This window comes from Streptomyces aculeolatus (genome assembly GCF_020400605.1).
In the GTDB taxonomy this organism is placed as follows: Bacteria; Actinomycetota; Actinomycetes; order Streptomycetales; family Streptomycetaceae; genus Streptomyces; species Streptomyces aculeolatus.
Genome location: NZ_JAINRD010000016.1, coordinates 136,855 through 152,560, shown reverse-complemented (window position 1 = coordinate 152,560; position 15,706 = coordinate 136,855). Strand labels below are relative to the sequence as shown.

Genomic DNA, 15,706 nt, shown 5'->3' with positions numbered 1-15,706 from the left:
CCCGGCGCCCCGCCCCGACCGCAAACGACCAGCGCTCCGTGAGGTCCGATGTCCGCAACAACTCCCCCCGCTCCCGGCGGGCGCCCCATGCGCCTGCGCACGCTCCTTCGCATCCTGGCCGCGGTCGTCGCGGCCGGACTGGCGGCCCTCGCCGCCGCCGGCGCCGTCCGGGAGCTGAACCGGGCCGCGGCCGTGCAGGACTACGCCGACACCCTCGACCGGCTCGAACAGCCGTCGCTCGCCCTCGTCGCCGAACTGCAGGCCGAGCGCCGGATGGCCGCGCTGCACTGGGCCGGCGGCCCGGTCAACGCCGCCCAGCTCGGCAACCAGCAGGCCCTGACCGACGAGGCCGCCGTCGCGCTGCGCGAGGTGGCCTCGGACGCCCCCGACGCCGCCGCGCGACCACCGCTGCAAGCCGCGCTGCGCGACGTCGAGGCGTTCGACGGCGTACGCGAACGGGCCGCCGACCGCACCGGCAACCGGGAAAAGCTGCTGCAGTCGTACACTCTCGCCATCGAAAAGATCATCACCGTGCACACCCGGCTGCAGGCCCACGACGGCAGCCTCGCCGAGGGCTCCCGTCCGCTGGCCGGCCTGCTGCACGCCGGCGAGGCGCTGGCGATCCAGGACACCCTGCTCGCCGGCGCCCAGGACGGCCGGCTGCCCGCCGCGGACCACGGCCGCTTCGCCAAGTCCGTCGGCATGCAGTGGTTCGCGTACGAGATGCTCGCCGGACCGCTGCTGCCCAGCGACGAGAAGGCCCGCTACGAGGCCATCACCACCTCCGCGGAGTGGGCCGAGAAGACCCGCATCGAGGAAGCGGTGCTGGGCGTGAGCCGCGAGGCCGGCAGCCCCGTGGACCTGCCCGCCGCGGCCGACGGGTGGCAGCGGACGTACGAGCGCCTCGGCCCGTCCCTCGCGGGTCTGGCCACCGCCCGGATCCAGGCGCTCGCCGACGACGCCGACGGCCGCGCCGGAGAGCTGCGGAGGACGGCGTACGTCACCGTCGCCGTCGCCCTCGTGCTGGTCGCGCTCGTCCTGGTCATCGTGGTGGGGATCAGCCGCACCATCGTGCGGCGGGCCGAGCACGTGCGCTCCAGCGCGCTGGCCGTCGCCCGCCGGCAGCTGCCGCAGATCATCGTCCGGGTGCAGCGCGGCGAGGACGTCGACCTGTCGGGGCTGCCCGGACAGGTCGCCGCCACCGACGAGTTCGGCGAGATCTCCAACGTCGTCGGCCGGCTCGCGGAGGAGGTGGTCGAGGCGGCGCGGCAGGTGCACGAGGAGCGCTACGGCTTCGAGAAGTTCGCCGAGGGCGTCACCATGCGGTCCGTCACGCTCATCCTCGCCGTCCTGCGCACGCTGGACGAGCTGCAGCACCGCTACGCCGACACCGACCCCGCGCTGCTGTCCGAGCTGTACGAGCTGGACCACCTCACCGTGCGGGTGCGCCGCCAGCTGGAGAACCTGCTGGTGCTCTCCGGCGGCTCGGTCGTGGGCCCGCACACCGAGCCCGTGCACATCGCCAACCTGATCGTGGACGCGGCCGGCGAGGCCCGCGGCTTCGCCCAGGTCACCAAGGAGTTCCAGGCCGAGGCGTGGGTGGTGCCCGAGGTGGCGGGGGAGCTGACCCACCTGATCGCCGAGCTGATCGAGAACGCCACCACCTTCTCGCCCAGCGGCTACGAGGTCTTCGTCCGCGCCACCCACACCGCCACCGGCGTCGCCATCGAGGTCGAGGACAAGGGGCGGGCGCCGGAGAACTGGTACTTCGACGCGCTCAACGGGCGGCTCCTGGACGCGCCCCCGTACTCGGTGCTCGCCAAGTCCTCCGACCAGCTCGGGCTGTTCGTGGTCGGGCAGCTGGCGAAGCGCCACGGCGTCCGGGTCACGCTGCAGCAGGGCCGCTTCGGCGGCGTGCTCGCGGTGGTCCTGGTGCCGACCGTGCTGCTGACGGGCGCGCCGGAGCAGTTGGAGTCCCGCACTCCGGCGCGCCGGCCGCTGCCCGGGCGCTCCGGTCCGCGGCCCGCGAAGCGGAGCGAGCCGACGGCGGCCGGCCTGGTACGCCGCGAGCCGGCGCGCGCCGGCGGGCCGGACGGCCCCGTACGCCCCGTCGACCCGGCGCCGGGTGTGGCGCCGGCCCGCCCCGCGGACGCCGAGGCGCCGCTCCCGCGACGGCACGGCCTGCCCACCCGCCCCACGGCACCGGCGGCACCCGCCGCGCCCGCGGCCCCTGCCGCACCGGCCGTCCCCGCCGGGCCCGCCGGTCCCGGGCCCGCCGCGGACACCGCCGCCCCCGAGCACGTACGGGCCGCGGAGCCCCTGCCCGTACGGACCCGGAGGCCCCACCCGGAGCCCGCTGCCGAACCGGCGGCCGAGCCGGCCCCGCAGCCGGCGTACGAACCGACCGAGGAGTTGCCCCTGCCCGTCCCCGCCACCCCCGAGACCGCGGCCGAGCCGCCCCGCGAAGCCGAGCCGCCCGGCGAGGCCGAGCAGGCGCCCGCACCCGCGCTACCCGCCGCCCGCGCCGGCGGGCTGCCGCAGCGCGTACCCGGCACCAGCATGGCCGGCCAACTGCGCGACGGCAGGCGCCGGCCCACCGCCATGGACCGACGTCCGCTCGACAGCATCGAGTCGGCGTTCACCCAGCTTCAGGAAGCCCTGACCGACCCGGAGGAAGACAGCGACCGATGAGCAGCCTCAGGCACGTGAAGAACGTCATCCCCGCGAGCCCGCAGGACGCGGCGGTCTTCGACAACCTCCGCAACAACCTGCAACTCGTGCCGGACCTCACCGGCTTCGTGCTGCTCGCCGACGACGGCCTCGCTCTCTGCGGCTACGGCCTGGACTGGACCCGCGACGACGTCCAGACCATCGCCGCCGCCTGCTCCGGCCTCGCCAGCCTCGCCGACGGGCTGTCGATGCCGGTGGACGGCGGGTCCGTACTGCACCTGAACATCACCATGGAGCACAGCCACCTGATCCTCACCGCCTGCGGCAACGGCAGCACCCTGGTCGTCTACACCTCGGGACCGGAGTCCATCGGCCTCGCCATGCGCGAGACCGTCCGTGTCGCCCGCGCCTTCAAGCACCAGTTGGGCGTCGGTGACCGCGGGGCTCGAATCCGGTAATGAGCGCGCCACGGGGAACGCGCAGAACGCGGACGTTCGCGCTCACCGGATCACGCACCGACAGGGCGCCCGGTGAGCAGTTCACGATGCACTCCACGGTCCGCGCCGCCGTGCCGGCCGACGACGCGCGCAGCATTCCGGCGGAGTGGCAGACGATCCTGCGGCTGTGCGCGGGGCCCGGCATCGCCGTGGCCGAGCTCGCGGCCCGCCTCGACATGCGGGTCACGCCCGCCGCCGTCCTCCTCGCCCAGCTGCTGGAGCAGGGGCTCATCGAGCACAGACCGCCGATGAGCGATCCGGACGCCATGAACATCGACTTCCTACGACGAATAAGGAGCGGCCTTGAACGAGCCTGACACCCTGGCCCCCGACGCCGTCCGGGACGCCTACCTCCCGCCCGTGAAGATCCTCGTGGCAGGCGGGTTCGGGGTGGGCAAGACCACGGCGGTCGGCGCCGTCAGCGAGATCACCCCGCTGCGCACCGAGGAGCGGCTGAGCGCGGCCGGCGTGGGCGTGGACGACCTGTCCGGCATCGAGCAGAAGTCCGCCACCACGGTGGCCATGGACTTCGGCCGGATCACCCTGGACGTGGCGGTGCTGATGCTGTTCGGCACGCCCGGCCAGGAGCGGTTCTGGTTCATGTGGGACGACCTGCTGCGCGGCGCGCTCGGCGCCGTGGTGCTCGTCGACACCCGGCGGCTGGACCGCTCGTTCGCCGCGGTCGACTTCTTCGAGAGCCGCGACCTGCCGTTCGTCGTCGCCGCCAACTGTTTCCATGGTGAGCAGGACTACGATCCGGAGGAGATCCGCGACGCACTCACCCTGAGGGAGCCCAGCACCCCGATCGTCATGTTCGACGCCCGCAGACGCGATTCTGTACGCGGCGTACTGCTCGCCCTGATGGACCACCTGATCGCGTCCGCGCAACCCGCCCACGCCCAGCGAACGTAGGAGGCCCCGCCCCGCCATGACGACCGTGCTCGCCATCGACCAGGGCACCTCCGGCACCAAGGCCCTCGTCGTCGACCCGGAGGCGCCGGAGGGGGGCGGCGGCAGCGGCGTGGTCGCCCTCGCCGAGGTGCCGGTGACGCCCGACTACCTGCCGGGCGGCGGGGTGGAGCAGGACCCGGCGCAGCTGCTGGCCTCGGTGCTGGCCGCCGGGCGGCAGGCCGTCGAGGCCGCGGGCCGCCCGGTGCACGCGGTGGCGCTCGCCAACCAGGGCGAGACGGTCCTGGCCTGGGACCGCGCCACCGGCAAGCCGCTGTCGCGCGCGGTGAGCTGGCAGGACTCGCGCGCGCAGCGGCAGTGCGACGCGCGCGCGGACGCCGCCGAGTGGGTCGCCCGGCGCACCGGGCTGGTGCTCAACCCCTACTTCTCCGCGCCGAAGATGACCTGGCTGCGCGAGAACGGCGCCCGCGAGGGGGTCGTCACCACCACCGACACCTGGCTGCTGCACCACCTCACCGGTGCGTTCGTCACCGACGCCGCCACCGCCAGCCGCTCCCTGCTCCTCGACCTCGACGCCGTCGACTGGGACCCCGAACTGGTCGCCCTCTTCGGCCTCGACCCCGCGGAGCTGCCCCGGATCGTGGCCTGCGACGAGGTGGCCGGCACCACCGCCGCCTTCGGCGCCGAGGTGCCCGTCGCCGGGCTCGTGGTCGACCAGCAGGCGGCGCTGTTCGGCGAGGGCTGCCTGACCGCGGGCACCGCCAAGTGCACGTACGGGACCGGGGCGTTCCTGCTCGCCAACACCGGCGGGGCCGCGGTGCGCTCCGGTTCCGGGCTGACCACGTCGGTCGCCTGGCGGGCCCGCGGCGCCACCCCCTACTGCGTGGACGGGCAGGTGTACACCGCGGCCTCGGCGGTACGCTGGCTGACCGAACTGGGCCTGGTCGGCTCGGCCGCGGAGCTGGACGACGTCGCGGCCGAGGACGCCGCGGGGGTGGTGTGCGTGCCGTCGTTCGCGGGGCTCGCCGCGCCCTGGTGGCGCTCGGAGGCCACCGCGTCGTTCGCCGGGCTGACGCTGGCCAGCCGCCGCGAACACCTGGTGCTCGCCGTGCTGCAGGGCGTCGCCGCGCAGGTCGCGGAGGTGACGGGGCTGGTCGCCGCCGACCTCGGCGCACCGCTGACCCGGCTGCGGGTGGACGGCGGGCTGACCCGCAGCCGCACGCTGATGCAGGCGCAGGCCGACCTCTCGCAGGTGCCCGTCGACGTCTACCCCTCGCCGCACGCCACCGCGCTCGGCGCCGCGGCGCTGGCCCGGATGGCCCTGGAGCCGGACCTGGCGGCCGCGGACGCTGTGCCGCGGTGGACGCCGGGCAGGACGTACGAGCCGCGCTGGCCGCGGGCGCGCGCGGAGGAGTTCCTCGACCGCTGGCGTACGGCCGCGGCCGCGGCGCTGCCGCGGCAGGACGTGCCGCCACCCGCGCCTGCGGACCCCGGGCCGGACGCCCCGGGACCGGCGGCGTCCGAGGCCGCCCCCGGTCCCGCCGCGCCGGCCGGGGACGGCCGTGGCTGAGGCGGCGGGGGACGGCACGTACGCGGTGGGGGACGGCCCGTACGACGTGGCGGTGATCGGCGCCGGCGTCGTCGGCGCCGCCGTCGCCCGCGAACTCGCCGGCCACGAGCTGTCCGTCGCCCTCCTCGACGCCCGCGACGACGTCGGCGCGGGCACCAGCAAGGCCAACACCGCCATCCTCCACACCGGCTTCGACGCCACCCCCGGCACCCTCGAATCCCGCCTGGTGCGCCGCGGCTACGCGCTGCTGTCGGCGTACGCGGAGGCCACCGGCATCCCCGTCGAGCGCACCGGCGCCCTCCTCGTCGCCTGGACCGACGAGGAACTGGAGACCCTGCCGCGGCTGCACGACAAGGCGGTCGCCAACGGCTACGACGACTGCGTGCCCCTGACCGCCGACGAGGTCTACGCCCAGGTCCCCGCGCTCGGCCCCGGCGCGCTCGGCGGGCTCGCCGTCCCCGGCGAGTCCGTGATCTGCTCCTGGACCACCACCCTGGCGCTCGCCACCGAGGCGCGGGCCCGCGGCGCCGCCGTCCTGCTCGGCCGCCGCGTCGAGGCCGCCGAACCCGGCCCGGCCGGCACCACCCTGCGCACCCCCGCGGGCGACGTCACCGCCCGCTGGGTCGTCAACGCCGCGGGCCTGGCGGCCGACACCGTCGACGCGCTCTTCGGGCACGACCGCTTCACCGTCACCCCGCGCCGCGGCGAACTCCTCGTCTACGACAAGCTCGCCCGCCCCCTCGCGCCGCGCATCGTGCTGCCCGTGCCGTCCTCCCGCGGCAAGGGCGTGCTCATCAGCCCCACCATCTACGGCAACGTCATGCTCGGCCCCACCGCCGAGGACCTCGCCGACCGCGGCGACACCGCGACCACCGCCGCCGGCTACGACTTCCTACTGGCCAGGGGCGAACGGCTGATGCCCCGGCTGCTGAGGGAGGAGGTCACGGCGGCCTACGCGGGGCTGCGCGCGGCGATCGACCGCGACGACTACCTCGTCGAGGCCGACGCCCGGCGGCGCTACGTCCTCGCCGGCGGCATCCGCTCCACCGGCCTGTCCGCCTCCCTCGCCCTCGCCGAACACGTCCGCGACCTGCTCGGCGCCGCCGGCCTCGCGCTCGAACCGCGTACGGAACTGCCCGCGCCGCCGCGGATGCCGAACCTCGGCGAGGCGGCGCCACGCCCGTACCGCGACGAGGAACTGATCGCAGGGGACGGTGCGTACGGCCGCGTCGTCTGCTTCTGCGAGCGCGTCACCGAGGGCGAGATCCGCGACGCCCTGCGCTCCCCGCTGCCGCCCGCCGACGTCGACGGGCTGCGCCGCCGCACCCGTGCCATGAACGGCCGCTGCCAGGGCTTCTACTGCGCCGCCGAGGTCGAAGCCCTGCTGGGGGCCGACCGGTGACCGCCCGTACGCGCCCGCCCGCCGGGCCCGGCCGCCGGCACCACCCCGACCACGTTCCAGGAGCGGAGCCCGGCCGATGAGCACGATCCTCACGCCCGACGTGGTCGTCGTCGGCGCCGGCCCCGCCGGGCTGACCGCCGCCGCCCGGCTGGCCCCGCGGCTGCCGCCCGGCCGGGTCCTCGTGCTCGACCGCGAACGCGAGCCCGGCGGCATCCCCCGGCACAGCGACCACACCGGCTACGGACTGCGCGACCTGCACCGCCTCCTCACCGGCCCCGCCTACGCCCGCGCGCTGACCGAGCGCGCCGTCGCCGCCGGCGCCGCGATCCGCACCGAGGCCACCGTCACCGGCTGGGCCGGCGAGCGCGCCCTGGAGGTCACCACGCCGCAGGGGCTGCTGCGCGTCGAGGCCCGCGCCGTGGTGCTGGCCACCGGCGCCCGCGAACGCCCCCGCTCCGCCCGCCTCGTCCCCGGCGACCGGCCCGAGGGCGTCCTGACCACCGGACGGCTGCAGAACCTGGTCCACCTGCACGGCCGGGCGCCCGGCCGCCGCGCGGTGATCGTCGGTGCCGAGTCGGTCAGCTGGTCGGCGGTGCTCACCCTGCGGTCGGTGGGCTGCACGACGGCGCTGATGACGACGGAGCTGGACGTGCCCGAGTCGTACGCCGCGTTCACCCACCCCGGGCGGCTGGTGCTCGACGTGCCGGTCGCCACCCGCACCCGCGTCGTGCGGGTCGTCGGCCGGGGCCGGCTGACCGGCGTCGAGATCGAGCACCTGGACACCCGGCGGCGCCGCATCGTGGACTGCGACACCCTCGTCTTCACCGGCGACTGGCTCCCCGACAACGAACTGGCCCGCACCGCGGGCCTCGACCTCGCCCCGGGCAGCGGCTCGCCGCTGACCGACACCGCGCTGCGCACCAGTACCCCCGGGGTGTTCGCCGCCGGCAACGTGCTGCACCCGGCCGACACCGCCGACGTCGCCGCGCTCGACGGGCGGCACGTCGCGCACCAGGTGCTCCGCACGCTCGCCGGGCAGCAGCCCGCGCCGGGCCCCGGCGTGCCGCTGATCGCCGACGCGCCGTTCCGCTGGATCGCCCCCGGGCTGCTGCGCCCCGGCGATCCGGCGCCGCCCCGGAGCCGGCTGCTGCTGTGGTCGGCCGAGCTGGTCCGCATACCGCGGGTGACGGTGTGCCAGGACGGCCGGGTCCTCGGCCACCGCACGCTGCCGTGGCCCGCCTCGCCGGGCCGGGTCTTCCGGGTCCCGTGGCGCCTGGCCGCGGGCGCCGACCGGCGCGGCGGCCCTGTACGCATCGGCCTGTGACGCCCGGGCGCCACGCGCCACCGCGCCGCCCGCACCCGCCCGGGGAGACCGGGGCAGGACCCGCGCCCGCTACCGCCGGGCGCCGAGCCGGAGTTCGGTGACCACGCCCGCGTGGTCCGACGGCCAGAACCCCGTCGGCGCCGAGCGGTCCGCCTCCCGGTCGCCGACCACCTCGGCCGCGACCGCCCGTACGCCGTCCGGCCGGTACAGCACGTGGTCGATGCGGTGGGACAGCGCGTCGTCCTCCAGCAGCGACCCGCTCTGCCCCGCCGTCCAGCCGCCGTCCGGGTCGCCGCCCGCCGCCGTCCAGGCGTCGGCGTAGCCGGCCCCGGCGAGGATCCCGTAGGCGCCGCCGCCGTCTCCGGGGCGGGAGTTGAAGTCGCCGGCCAGGACGACGGGGTGGGGCGAGTCCGCGAACGCGGCGGCCAGCTCGCGGGCCTGGGCCGCGCGCACGCCGGGGCCGCCGAACGCCTCCAGATGGGTGCTCACGAACCGGAAGGTCCCGCCGGGCACCGTGACGTCGGCGGCCGACCAGCCGCGCGGCACCTCGAAGGAGAGCCCCGGGATGCGCGAGGGCAGCGTGACCCTCGCGGCGTACGCGGCGGAGGCCGGCCGCGACGTACGCAGCCGGGCGGCGGGCAGCCCGTCCCGTACGACGACCACGTCCCGGTCGGTGAACCGCGCCTCCTCGGCGGCCGAGACGGGCATCCGGCCGGTGAAGTTGTCGTTCGCGGCGACGGCCCGGTACGGGGTGCCGCGGGCGGCCAGCTCGTCGAGCAGCAGCCGCAGGAAGTCGTAGCGCACCGTCAGCTCGCCGCCGGCCGGCCCCTTCTCCCAGCGGGCCACCTCCTGGAGCGCCACGACCCCGGGCTCGCTCTCCGCCAGCAGGTCGGCGATCGCCGCCGCCCGCTCGCGGAAGTCCGTCGCCTCCATCGCCGCGTACACCTCGCCCGCGCGCTCGACCAGCTCGGCCCGGCTGCCCGCGGAGAACAGCGGCTGCAAGTCGGCGCCGAGGTAGACGTTGTACGTGGCCACGCCCACGGCGCGCGCCCCGCGCCCCGGCCCCTCGCGCGCCTGCCGGCCCTCCCGCGCCCGATCGGTGCCGCGCGCCTCGTGCTCCCGCCCGCCCTCGTCCGGCTCCTGCCCCTGCCTGCCCGGCGCGCCGCAGCCCGCCGCGAGCGCTGCGACCAGCACGGCCAGCACCACAAGACCGACCGGCTTCCCGCCGCGCCGTACGCTCCGCATCGCTCCGCCTCTCCGCCGCACCGGCCGTCCGCCCGGCCCGTACGCGCACACCGCATCCCAGCATCCGGGACACCCCCGGGCAAGCATCGTCATGTCCCGACCACGGCCCCTTTACGTGATCGTCCGTCTTGTTTAACGTCACGTCTTCAGCCTCGGCAGCACCACCAACACCACGAGAGCGAAGGTCAATTGTGAAGCTCGTGAGATCCCTGCTGCGGGCGGCGCCCGTCCTCGCGGCCCTGACGGCCGCCGGCATCCTCGCCGGCGCGTCCGCCGCCCAGGCCGCGCCCGCCGGGCCCGACGTCATCGCCCACCGCGGGTCCTCCGGCGTGGCGCCCGAGAACACCGCGGCGGCGACCCGGCTGGCGGTCCGCCAGGACGCCGACTTCGTCGAGATCGACGTACAGCGCACCAAGGACGGCAAGCTCGTCAACTTCCACGACTGCACGATGGAGCGGACCACCGACATCGAGGAGGTCTACCCGGGCCGGCCGAGCTACCGCGTCTCCGACTTCACCTGGGCCGAGCTGCGCGGCCTGGACGCCGGCTCCTGGTTCTCGGCGAAGTACGCCGGCGAGCCGATCATCACCGTCGACCGGGTCATCGACCTCGTCGACAGGAAGTCGGGCCTGCTCGCCGAGATCAGCCCGTGCGGCCACTACGACGCCAGCCTGCCCGCCGACCTCGCCGCACTGCTGCAGGACCGGCCCGGCTACACCGGGCGCGCGCTCGCGAACGGCCAACTCGCCGTGCAGTCCTTCGAGCTGGACGACGCGCAGGGCTTCAAGGACCTCATGCCCGAGGTGCCGATCGGCTTCCTCGACGCCGACCTCCCCACCGAGGACGAACTGCTCGCGCTGAGCGAGTGGGCGGACCAGGTCAACCCGCAGTACACCGTCACCGACCAGGCCCTGGTCGACCGCGTCCACGAGCTGGGCATGGACATCAACGTCTGGACCGTCGACGAGCCCGGCGCCATGCGCAAGATGGCCGGCCTCGGCGTCGACGGCATCATCACCGACTACCCGCAGTCCCTCACGTAGCGACCGGCGCGACCACGAGGCGGCGGCGCGGCAATGGCACACCCCGCCAAAGACCCGCGCCGCCGCTTTGATGGATCTCCACTGCCCAACCCGCGCCATACCCGGCAGACTCGAAGGGAGCGCAGGAACAGCCACACTCGCTAAGGCGGCCCCATGACCGGATCGCGGATCCTCGCCCTCGGCCACTACCAGCCGGGGAAGGTGCTGACGAACGACGACCTGGCGGAGTTCGTCGACACCAGCGACGAGTGGATCCGCAGCCGGGTGGGCATCCGCACCCGGCACGTCGCGGGCGACGACGAGACCGTGGACATGATGGCCGCGCACGCCGCGGCCAAGGCGCTGGCCGGCGCCGGCACCAAGACCGAGGACGTCGACCTCGTGATGGTCGCCACCTGCACCGCGGAGAACCGGGTGCCGAACATGGCCGCCCGGGTCGCCGACCGGCTGGGCATCCCCTCGCCCGCCGCCATCGACGTCAACGTCGCCTGCTCCGGCTTCTCCCACGCCCTCGCCCAGGCGGACCACACCATCCGCGCCGGCGCCGCGAGCCGGGCCCTGGTCATCGCCGCGGAGCGGCTGACCGGCGTCACCGACTGGAACGACCGCTCGACCGCAGTGCTCACCGGCGACGGCGCCGGCGCCGCCGTGGTCGCCCCCGCGGCCGGCGCCGACGAGGCGGGCGCCATCGGCCCCGTCGTGTGGGGGTCCGCGCCCGACATGGGGCCCGCGGTACGCATCGAGGGCTCGCCCCCGGTCTTCGCCCAGGAGGGCCAGGCCGTCTACCGCTGGGCCATCAAGGAGCTGCCGCCCATCGCCCGGCGCGTCCTGGAGCGCGGCGGCGTGGACCCCGGCGACCTCGCGGCGATCGTGCTGCACCAGGCGAACCTGCGGATCATCGAACCGCTCGCCCGCAGCCTCGGCGCGCCCCGGGCGGTCGTCGCCACCGACGTCACCGAGTCGGGCAACACCTCGGCGGCAAGCGTGCCGCTGGCGTTCTCCAAGCTGGTGGCGCGCGGCGACATCCCCTCCGGCGCGCCGGTGCTGCTCTTCGGCTTCGGCGGCAACCTGTCGTACGCGGGCCAGGTCGTGCGCTGCCCCTAGCCTCCGGCCCGCTGCCCCCGGCCCCGGTCAACCGCCGAGGGCCGACAGCCGCGCGAACTGGTCGTCCGACATGGTGAGATCCAGCGCCGCCACGTTCTCCGCCAGGTGCCCGAGCGACGTCGTACCCGGGATGGGCAGCACGTTCCGCGCCCGCCGCAGCAGCCAGGCCAGCGCCGTCTGCGCCGTGGTGGCACCCAGCTCGGCCGCCACCTCCGCGACCGGCACGCCGGGAGCGGCCAGCTCGCCGACGGCCATCGGGAAGTACGGCAGGAAGGCGATGCCCTCGGCGGCGGTGTAGTCGACGACGGCCTCGTGCTGCCGCATCGCGAGGTTGTAGAGGTTCTGCACGGAGGCGATCTCGGCGGTCCCGCGCGCCTCGCGCACCTGGTCCACGTCGACCTCGGACAGGCCGATGTGCCGCACCTTGCCCTCCTCCTGCAGCTCCCTGAGCGCGCCGACCTGGTCGGCGAGCGGCACGCCGGGGTCGACGCGGTGCAGCTGGAACAGGTCGATGCAGTCGGTACGCAGCCGGCGCAGGCTCAGCTCCGCCTGCTGCCGCAGATACTCCGGCCGCCCCAGCGGCACCCACTTGCCCGGGCCCGGCCGGGCGAGACCGGCCTTCGTGGCGACGACGACCCCGTCCGCGTACGGGTACAGCGCCTCGGCGACGATCTCCTCGACGGCGCCGAGGGCGTAGGAGTCGGCGGTGTCGACGAGCCCGACGCCCAGCTCCACCGCGCGGCGCAGCACGGCGACGGCGCCGGCCCGGTCCCGCGGCGGCTCCCAGATGACCGCTTCCGACGGAGGGATGCCGGGGTGGTCGGTGAGCCGCATCGTGCCGTAGCCGATGCGGCCGACCGGCATGTCGCCGCCGAGGTCGAACGTGGTGCCCGCGGGGCCCGGCGGCGGGGCGGTCGGTGAGTGCGTCATGCGGCGACGCTACAACCTCCGACCGCGGCCGGGCGGGCACCGACGCGGGGGAGCGGCGGGTCAGCCGGCGGCGTTCGGGAAGAGCGTGGTGAACGGCTCCAGCATGCCGGCCGAGTCGCGGACGTAGGGCTGGTCGAACTCCCAGACCAGGAAGAGCAGGAACGCCAGCAGCCCGCTGTGCAGCCCCGCGAGGATCAACTCGCGCGCCGAGCGCTGGATCTGCAGCGCGAACACCATCCCCATCGCCACCAGCCCGCCCGAGATCAGCCCGAACCACACCAGGGAGGGCATCGTGGGGCCCGAGTTCAGCGCCCGCTCGTTGCGGGCCTCCTCGGCCGCCGCGATCTGGTCGCCCAGCGCGTAGGCGGCGCGGTTCTCGGCGTCGGTCTCCGGCACGTACGCGTCGAGCCCGCGGCGCACGTCGTCGAGCAGTTCGTCGCCGCGCTCGCTCAGCCCGTCGCCGTCCTGCATCGCCGGCCACTCGTCGTGCACGGCGTAGCCGACGTACGCCGCGATGTCGGCGCGGATCTCCTCGCGCACCGGGGCCGGGTACTGGGCGAGCCGCTCGCTGGTCTCGTGCAGCGCGAACGCCTCCCGCTGCACCGAGTCCTCCGCGCTGCCCTTGGCCTCCCAGACGCCGGCGATCGCCAGGCCGAGCACGATCGCGTACACCACCCCGATCATCATCGTCATGTACTCGATGACGTCGGGGGTCTCGTCGGGGTCGAACTCCTCGTCGGGGCGGCGGTGCCGGAGGACCGTGATGAGGACGACGACCGCGATGGCCGCGGCCATCGCGAGGGTGAGCATGAGCCATTCGGACACGGGCTGCCTCCGGCGGTCGGGCTGCGGGGCGGTCAGGAGCGGTTGCGGGCCGCGCCGGAGCCGCCGAGCGCGGCGGCGGCGAGGATCGCGGGGGCGACGAAGAGAAGCATTCTGGTGACGGGCGAGGTGCCCTCGTCGACCGCGCGCGGCGGCGGCTCGTGGTAGAGGGGCCGCAGCGAGGGCGAAGGAGTGGGGGCGGGGCTCGGCTTGGGCGGGCGGCTGGGCGAGGGAGTCGGTGTGGGCGTGGGCGTGGGCCGTACCGGCACGGCTGCCGGCGGCACCGGGGGCACGGGTGCGGCCGGCTCCGGCGGGGCGGGCGCTTCGGGCTCGGTCGCAGGGGACGCGGGCGGCGGCGCCGGGGGCCGTGGCGTGGGGGTGGGGGTGGGAGTCGGCGCGGGCGGCTCCGGCTTCCCGCCGCACCCCTGCCGCACCGCCTCCCCGACGCCCTGCTCCCGCGCGATGCGTCCCAGCTCCTCCAGCGGCAGGTCCCCGCCGACGCGCACGCATCCGTCGCCGGGCAGTGCCCACGCCCGTACGGGGGCGGTCCGCGGGGCGTCGGCAACGGCGGCGCCCGGCACGGCCGGGCCGGCGGCGGCGAGTGCGGCGAGCACCACGGCGGCGCGTACGGCGGACCGCGCGGTGCGCGGTGTGTTCTCCCGGGTCACGGCCGGAAGTTGCTCCGCGCCGCGCCCGACTACGCGCCGCGCGCCCGCAATCCACCCGCAGGCGCGTTCCGGCGTGCGCGCCCGTCGCACGAACGCTCGCTCCTCGCGCCGGGATTCGCCACCGGGCGCGGGCCGGGCCGAAGGCCCGTACGCCCTCCGGGTGGTTTCACGAGTTCTTCACAAACGGGCAATGGTGTTCTGCGGACGGGCGCCCGGATGATCGACGTCATGCCGACATCGCGCCCGTCCGACGAGACCTCGTACGACCGCCGCCGCCTGCGCCAGTGGCTCGACGGCGACGCCCGCACCCCGGGCGTCGCCAGGCGCGACATGCTGCGGCTCCTCGCCGCCGCCGGCGGGGCCGGCGCCCTGGGCGCCCTCGGCGCCCCATCCGCCGGGGCGGCGCCGTCCGCGCCCCGGGCCGGCGGCATCGTCAAGCCGCTGCCGCCCGAGCTGTTCACGGTCCGCGGCACCAACGCCGAGACCAACTGGCCCGCCCTGAAGGGCACCGGCTACCACACACCCGCCGACCGCTTCTTCGTCCGCAACCACACCGCCACACCCCTGCTCGACGCCGCCGACTGGAGCCTGCGCGTCTGGGGCGACGGACTGCGCGGCGGCGCGGCGGAGTTCGGGCTCGACGACCTCAAGGCGCTGCCCACCGCGGTCCGGTCGGCGTTCGTGGAGTGCGCCGGCAACGGGCGCAGCTTGTTCGCCACCCAGCAGGGCGGCACCGTCTCCGGCACGTCGTGGACCCTCGGCGCCATCGGCGTCGCCCGCTGGCGCGGCGTGCGCCTGGGCGACGTGCTGCGGCGGGCCGGGCTGACCCGGCGGGCGGTCGACGTGATGCCGAGCGGGCTGGACGACGAGTACGTGGCGGACGGGATCAACCTCGGCCACGTGCGCCGCCCGCTGCCGGTGGCCAAGGCGCTGGACGACGTGATCCTCGCGTACGAGATGAACGGCGAGCCGCTGCCCGCCGACCACGGGCACCCGGTGCGCGTGCTCGTACCGTCGTGGGTCGGCATCTCCTCGATCAAGTGGGTCGGGGATGTGCAGGTCTCCGCCGAGCCGCTGTACTCCCCGTGGAACACCGACTTCTACCGCCTCTTCGGCCCCTCCTACCCGCCCGAGGGCAGCGAGCCGCTGAGCCGGCAGACCCTCAAGAGCGCCTTCGAACTGCCGTGGAACGCCACCCTCGCCGCCGGCGAGACCCACCGGCTGACCGGCCGCTCCTGGTCGGGCGCCGGCGGCGTGCGCAAGGTCGAGGTCAGCACCGACGGCGGCGCCACCTGGCGCCGCGCCGAACTCGCGGACGGCCCGCGCGCGGACGGCTGGGTGCGCTGGTCGGCCACCTGGCGGCCGGAGCGGCCGGGCCCGGCCGACGTACGGGCCCGCGCCACCGACGTGAGCGGCCGGACCCAGCCGGCCACCACCGTCCACAACGACCAGGGCTACCTCTTCGACGCGGTCGTCCGCCACCCGGTCACCGTCGCCTGAGCCGGCGGGGCCCGGCCGCGCC

At 75.8% G+C, this 15,706-nt stretch carries 14 protein-coding genes; 10 read left to right on the top strand and 4 right to left on the bottom strand.

Features of this window, described 5'->3' with window-relative positions:
• The first annotated feature begins 87 nt into the window (after positions 1 to 87).
• The 7 genes from LG396_RS24705 to LG396_RS24675 all read left to right on the top strand — a co-directional run bounded on the left by LG396_RS24705 (position 88) and on the right by LG396_RS24675 (position 8,372).
• A complete protein-coding gene (locus LG396_RS24705; protein ID WP_037754492.1) occupies positions 88 to 2,691 on the top strand; it encodes a sensor histidine kinase in 2,604 nt (867 codons plus the stop codon).
• On the top strand, positions 2,688 to 3,128 hold the full coding sequence (locus tag LG396_RS24700) for a roadblock/LC7 domain-containing protein (protein ID WP_018838274.1): 441 nt from the start codon (positions 2,688 to 2,690) through the stop codon (positions 3,126 to 3,128). The genes LG396_RS24705 and LG396_RS24700 overlap by 4 nt, the downstream gene beginning before the upstream one ends.
• On the top strand, positions 3,128 to 3,484 hold the full coding sequence (locus tag LG396_RS24695) for a DUF742 domain-containing protein (protein ID WP_018838273.1): 357 nt from the start codon (positions 3,128 to 3,130) through the stop codon (positions 3,482 to 3,484). The genes LG396_RS24700 and LG396_RS24695 overlap by 1 nt, the downstream gene beginning before the upstream one ends.
• On the top strand, positions 3,471 to 4,079 hold the full coding sequence (locus LG396_RS24690) for a GTP-binding protein (RefSeq protein ID WP_018838272.1): 609 nt from the start codon (positions 3,471 to 3,473) through the stop codon (positions 4,077 to 4,079). Before LG396_RS24695 ends, LG396_RS24690 begins: the two co-directional genes overlap by 14 nt.
• A gap of 16 nt (positions 4,080 to 4,095) precedes the next feature.
• On the top strand, positions 4,096 to 5,646 hold the full coding sequence (locus LG396_RS24685) for an FGGY family carbohydrate kinase (RefSeq protein ID WP_225796437.1): 1,551 nt from the start codon (positions 4,096 to 4,098) through the stop codon (positions 5,644 to 5,646).
• Positions 5,647 to 5,671: 25 nt separating this feature from the next.
• On the top strand, positions 5,672 to 7,048 hold the full coding sequence (locus LG396_RS24680) for an NAD(P)/FAD-dependent oxidoreductase (RefSeq protein ID WP_225796469.1): 1,377 nt from the start codon (positions 5,672 to 5,674) through the stop codon (positions 7,046 to 7,048).
• A 76-nt stretch (positions 7,049 to 7,124) separates the two neighbouring features.
• Positions 7,125 to 8,372, top strand: a complete 1,248-nt coding sequence (locus LG396_RS24675) for an NAD(P)/FAD-dependent oxidoreductase (RefSeq protein WP_225796436.1) — start codon at positions 7,125 to 7,127, stop codon at positions 8,370 to 8,372.
• 69 nt (positions 8,373 to 8,441) lie between these two features.
• On the opposite strand, the gene LG396_RS24670 is transcribed toward LG396_RS24675, so the two are convergent.
• Positions 8,442 to 9,617 carry an endonuclease/exonuclease/phosphatase family protein gene (locus LG396_RS24670; protein WP_225796435.1) on the bottom strand — a complete coding sequence of 392 codons (1,176 nt, stop codon included), beginning with the start codon at positions 9,615 to 9,617 and terminating at the stop codon, positions 8,442 to 8,444.
• Positions 9,618 to 9,817: 200 nt separating this feature from the next.
• Here LG396_RS24670 and LG396_RS24665 point away from each other — a divergent pair, with 200 nt between their 5' ends.
• Both LG396_RS24665 and LG396_RS24660 read left to right on the top strand, forming a co-directional pair.
• Complete coding sequence (locus tag LG396_RS24665; protein WP_225796434.1) at positions 9,818 to 10,660, top strand: glycerophosphodiester phosphodiesterase; 843 nt, start codon at positions 9,818 to 9,820, stop codon at positions 10,658 to 10,660.
• Between the two features lie 153 nt (positions 10,661 to 10,813).
• A complete protein-coding gene (locus tag LG396_RS24660) occupies positions 10,814 to 11,764 on the top strand; it encodes a beta-ketoacyl-ACP synthase III (RefSeq protein ID WP_225796433.1) in 951 nt (316 codons plus the stop codon).
• Positions 11,765 to 11,791: 27 nt separating this feature from the next.
• Here LG396_RS24660 and LG396_RS24655 read toward each other — a convergent pair whose 3' ends face one another.
• From LG396_RS24655 to LG396_RS24645, 3 genes are read right to left on the bottom strand one after another with little or no spacing between them, the layout of a single operon-like run.
• On the bottom strand, positions 11,792 to 12,694 hold the full coding sequence (locus tag LG396_RS24655; RefSeq protein ID WP_225796432.1) for an aldo/keto reductase: 903 nt from the start codon (positions 12,692 to 12,694) through the stop codon (positions 11,792 to 11,794).
• Between the two features lie 60 nt (positions 12,695 to 12,754).
• The gene (locus LG396_RS24650; protein WP_225796431.1) at positions 12,755 to 13,519 is read right to left on the bottom strand and encodes a bestrophin-like domain; all 765 of its coding nucleotides are present in this window, start codon (positions 13,517 to 13,519) and stop codon (positions 12,755 to 12,757) included.
• A gap of 32 nt (positions 13,520 to 13,551) precedes the next feature.
• Positions 13,552 to 14,184, bottom strand: coding sequence for a hypothetical protein (locus tag LG396_RS24645; RefSeq protein WP_225796430.1), 633 nt, complete (start codon positions 14,182 to 14,184; stop codon positions 13,552 to 13,554).
• A gap of 216 nt (positions 14,185 to 14,400) precedes the next feature.
• Between LG396_RS24645 and LG396_RS24640 the strand changes: the two genes are divergently transcribed.
• Positions 14,401 to 15,684 (top strand): sulfite oxidase, encoded by a 1,284-nt coding sequence (locus tag LG396_RS24640; RefSeq protein WP_225796429.1) that lies wholly within the window; start codon positions 14,401 to 14,403, stop codon positions 15,682 to 15,684.
• Positions 15,685 to 15,706 lie beyond the last annotated feature (22 nt).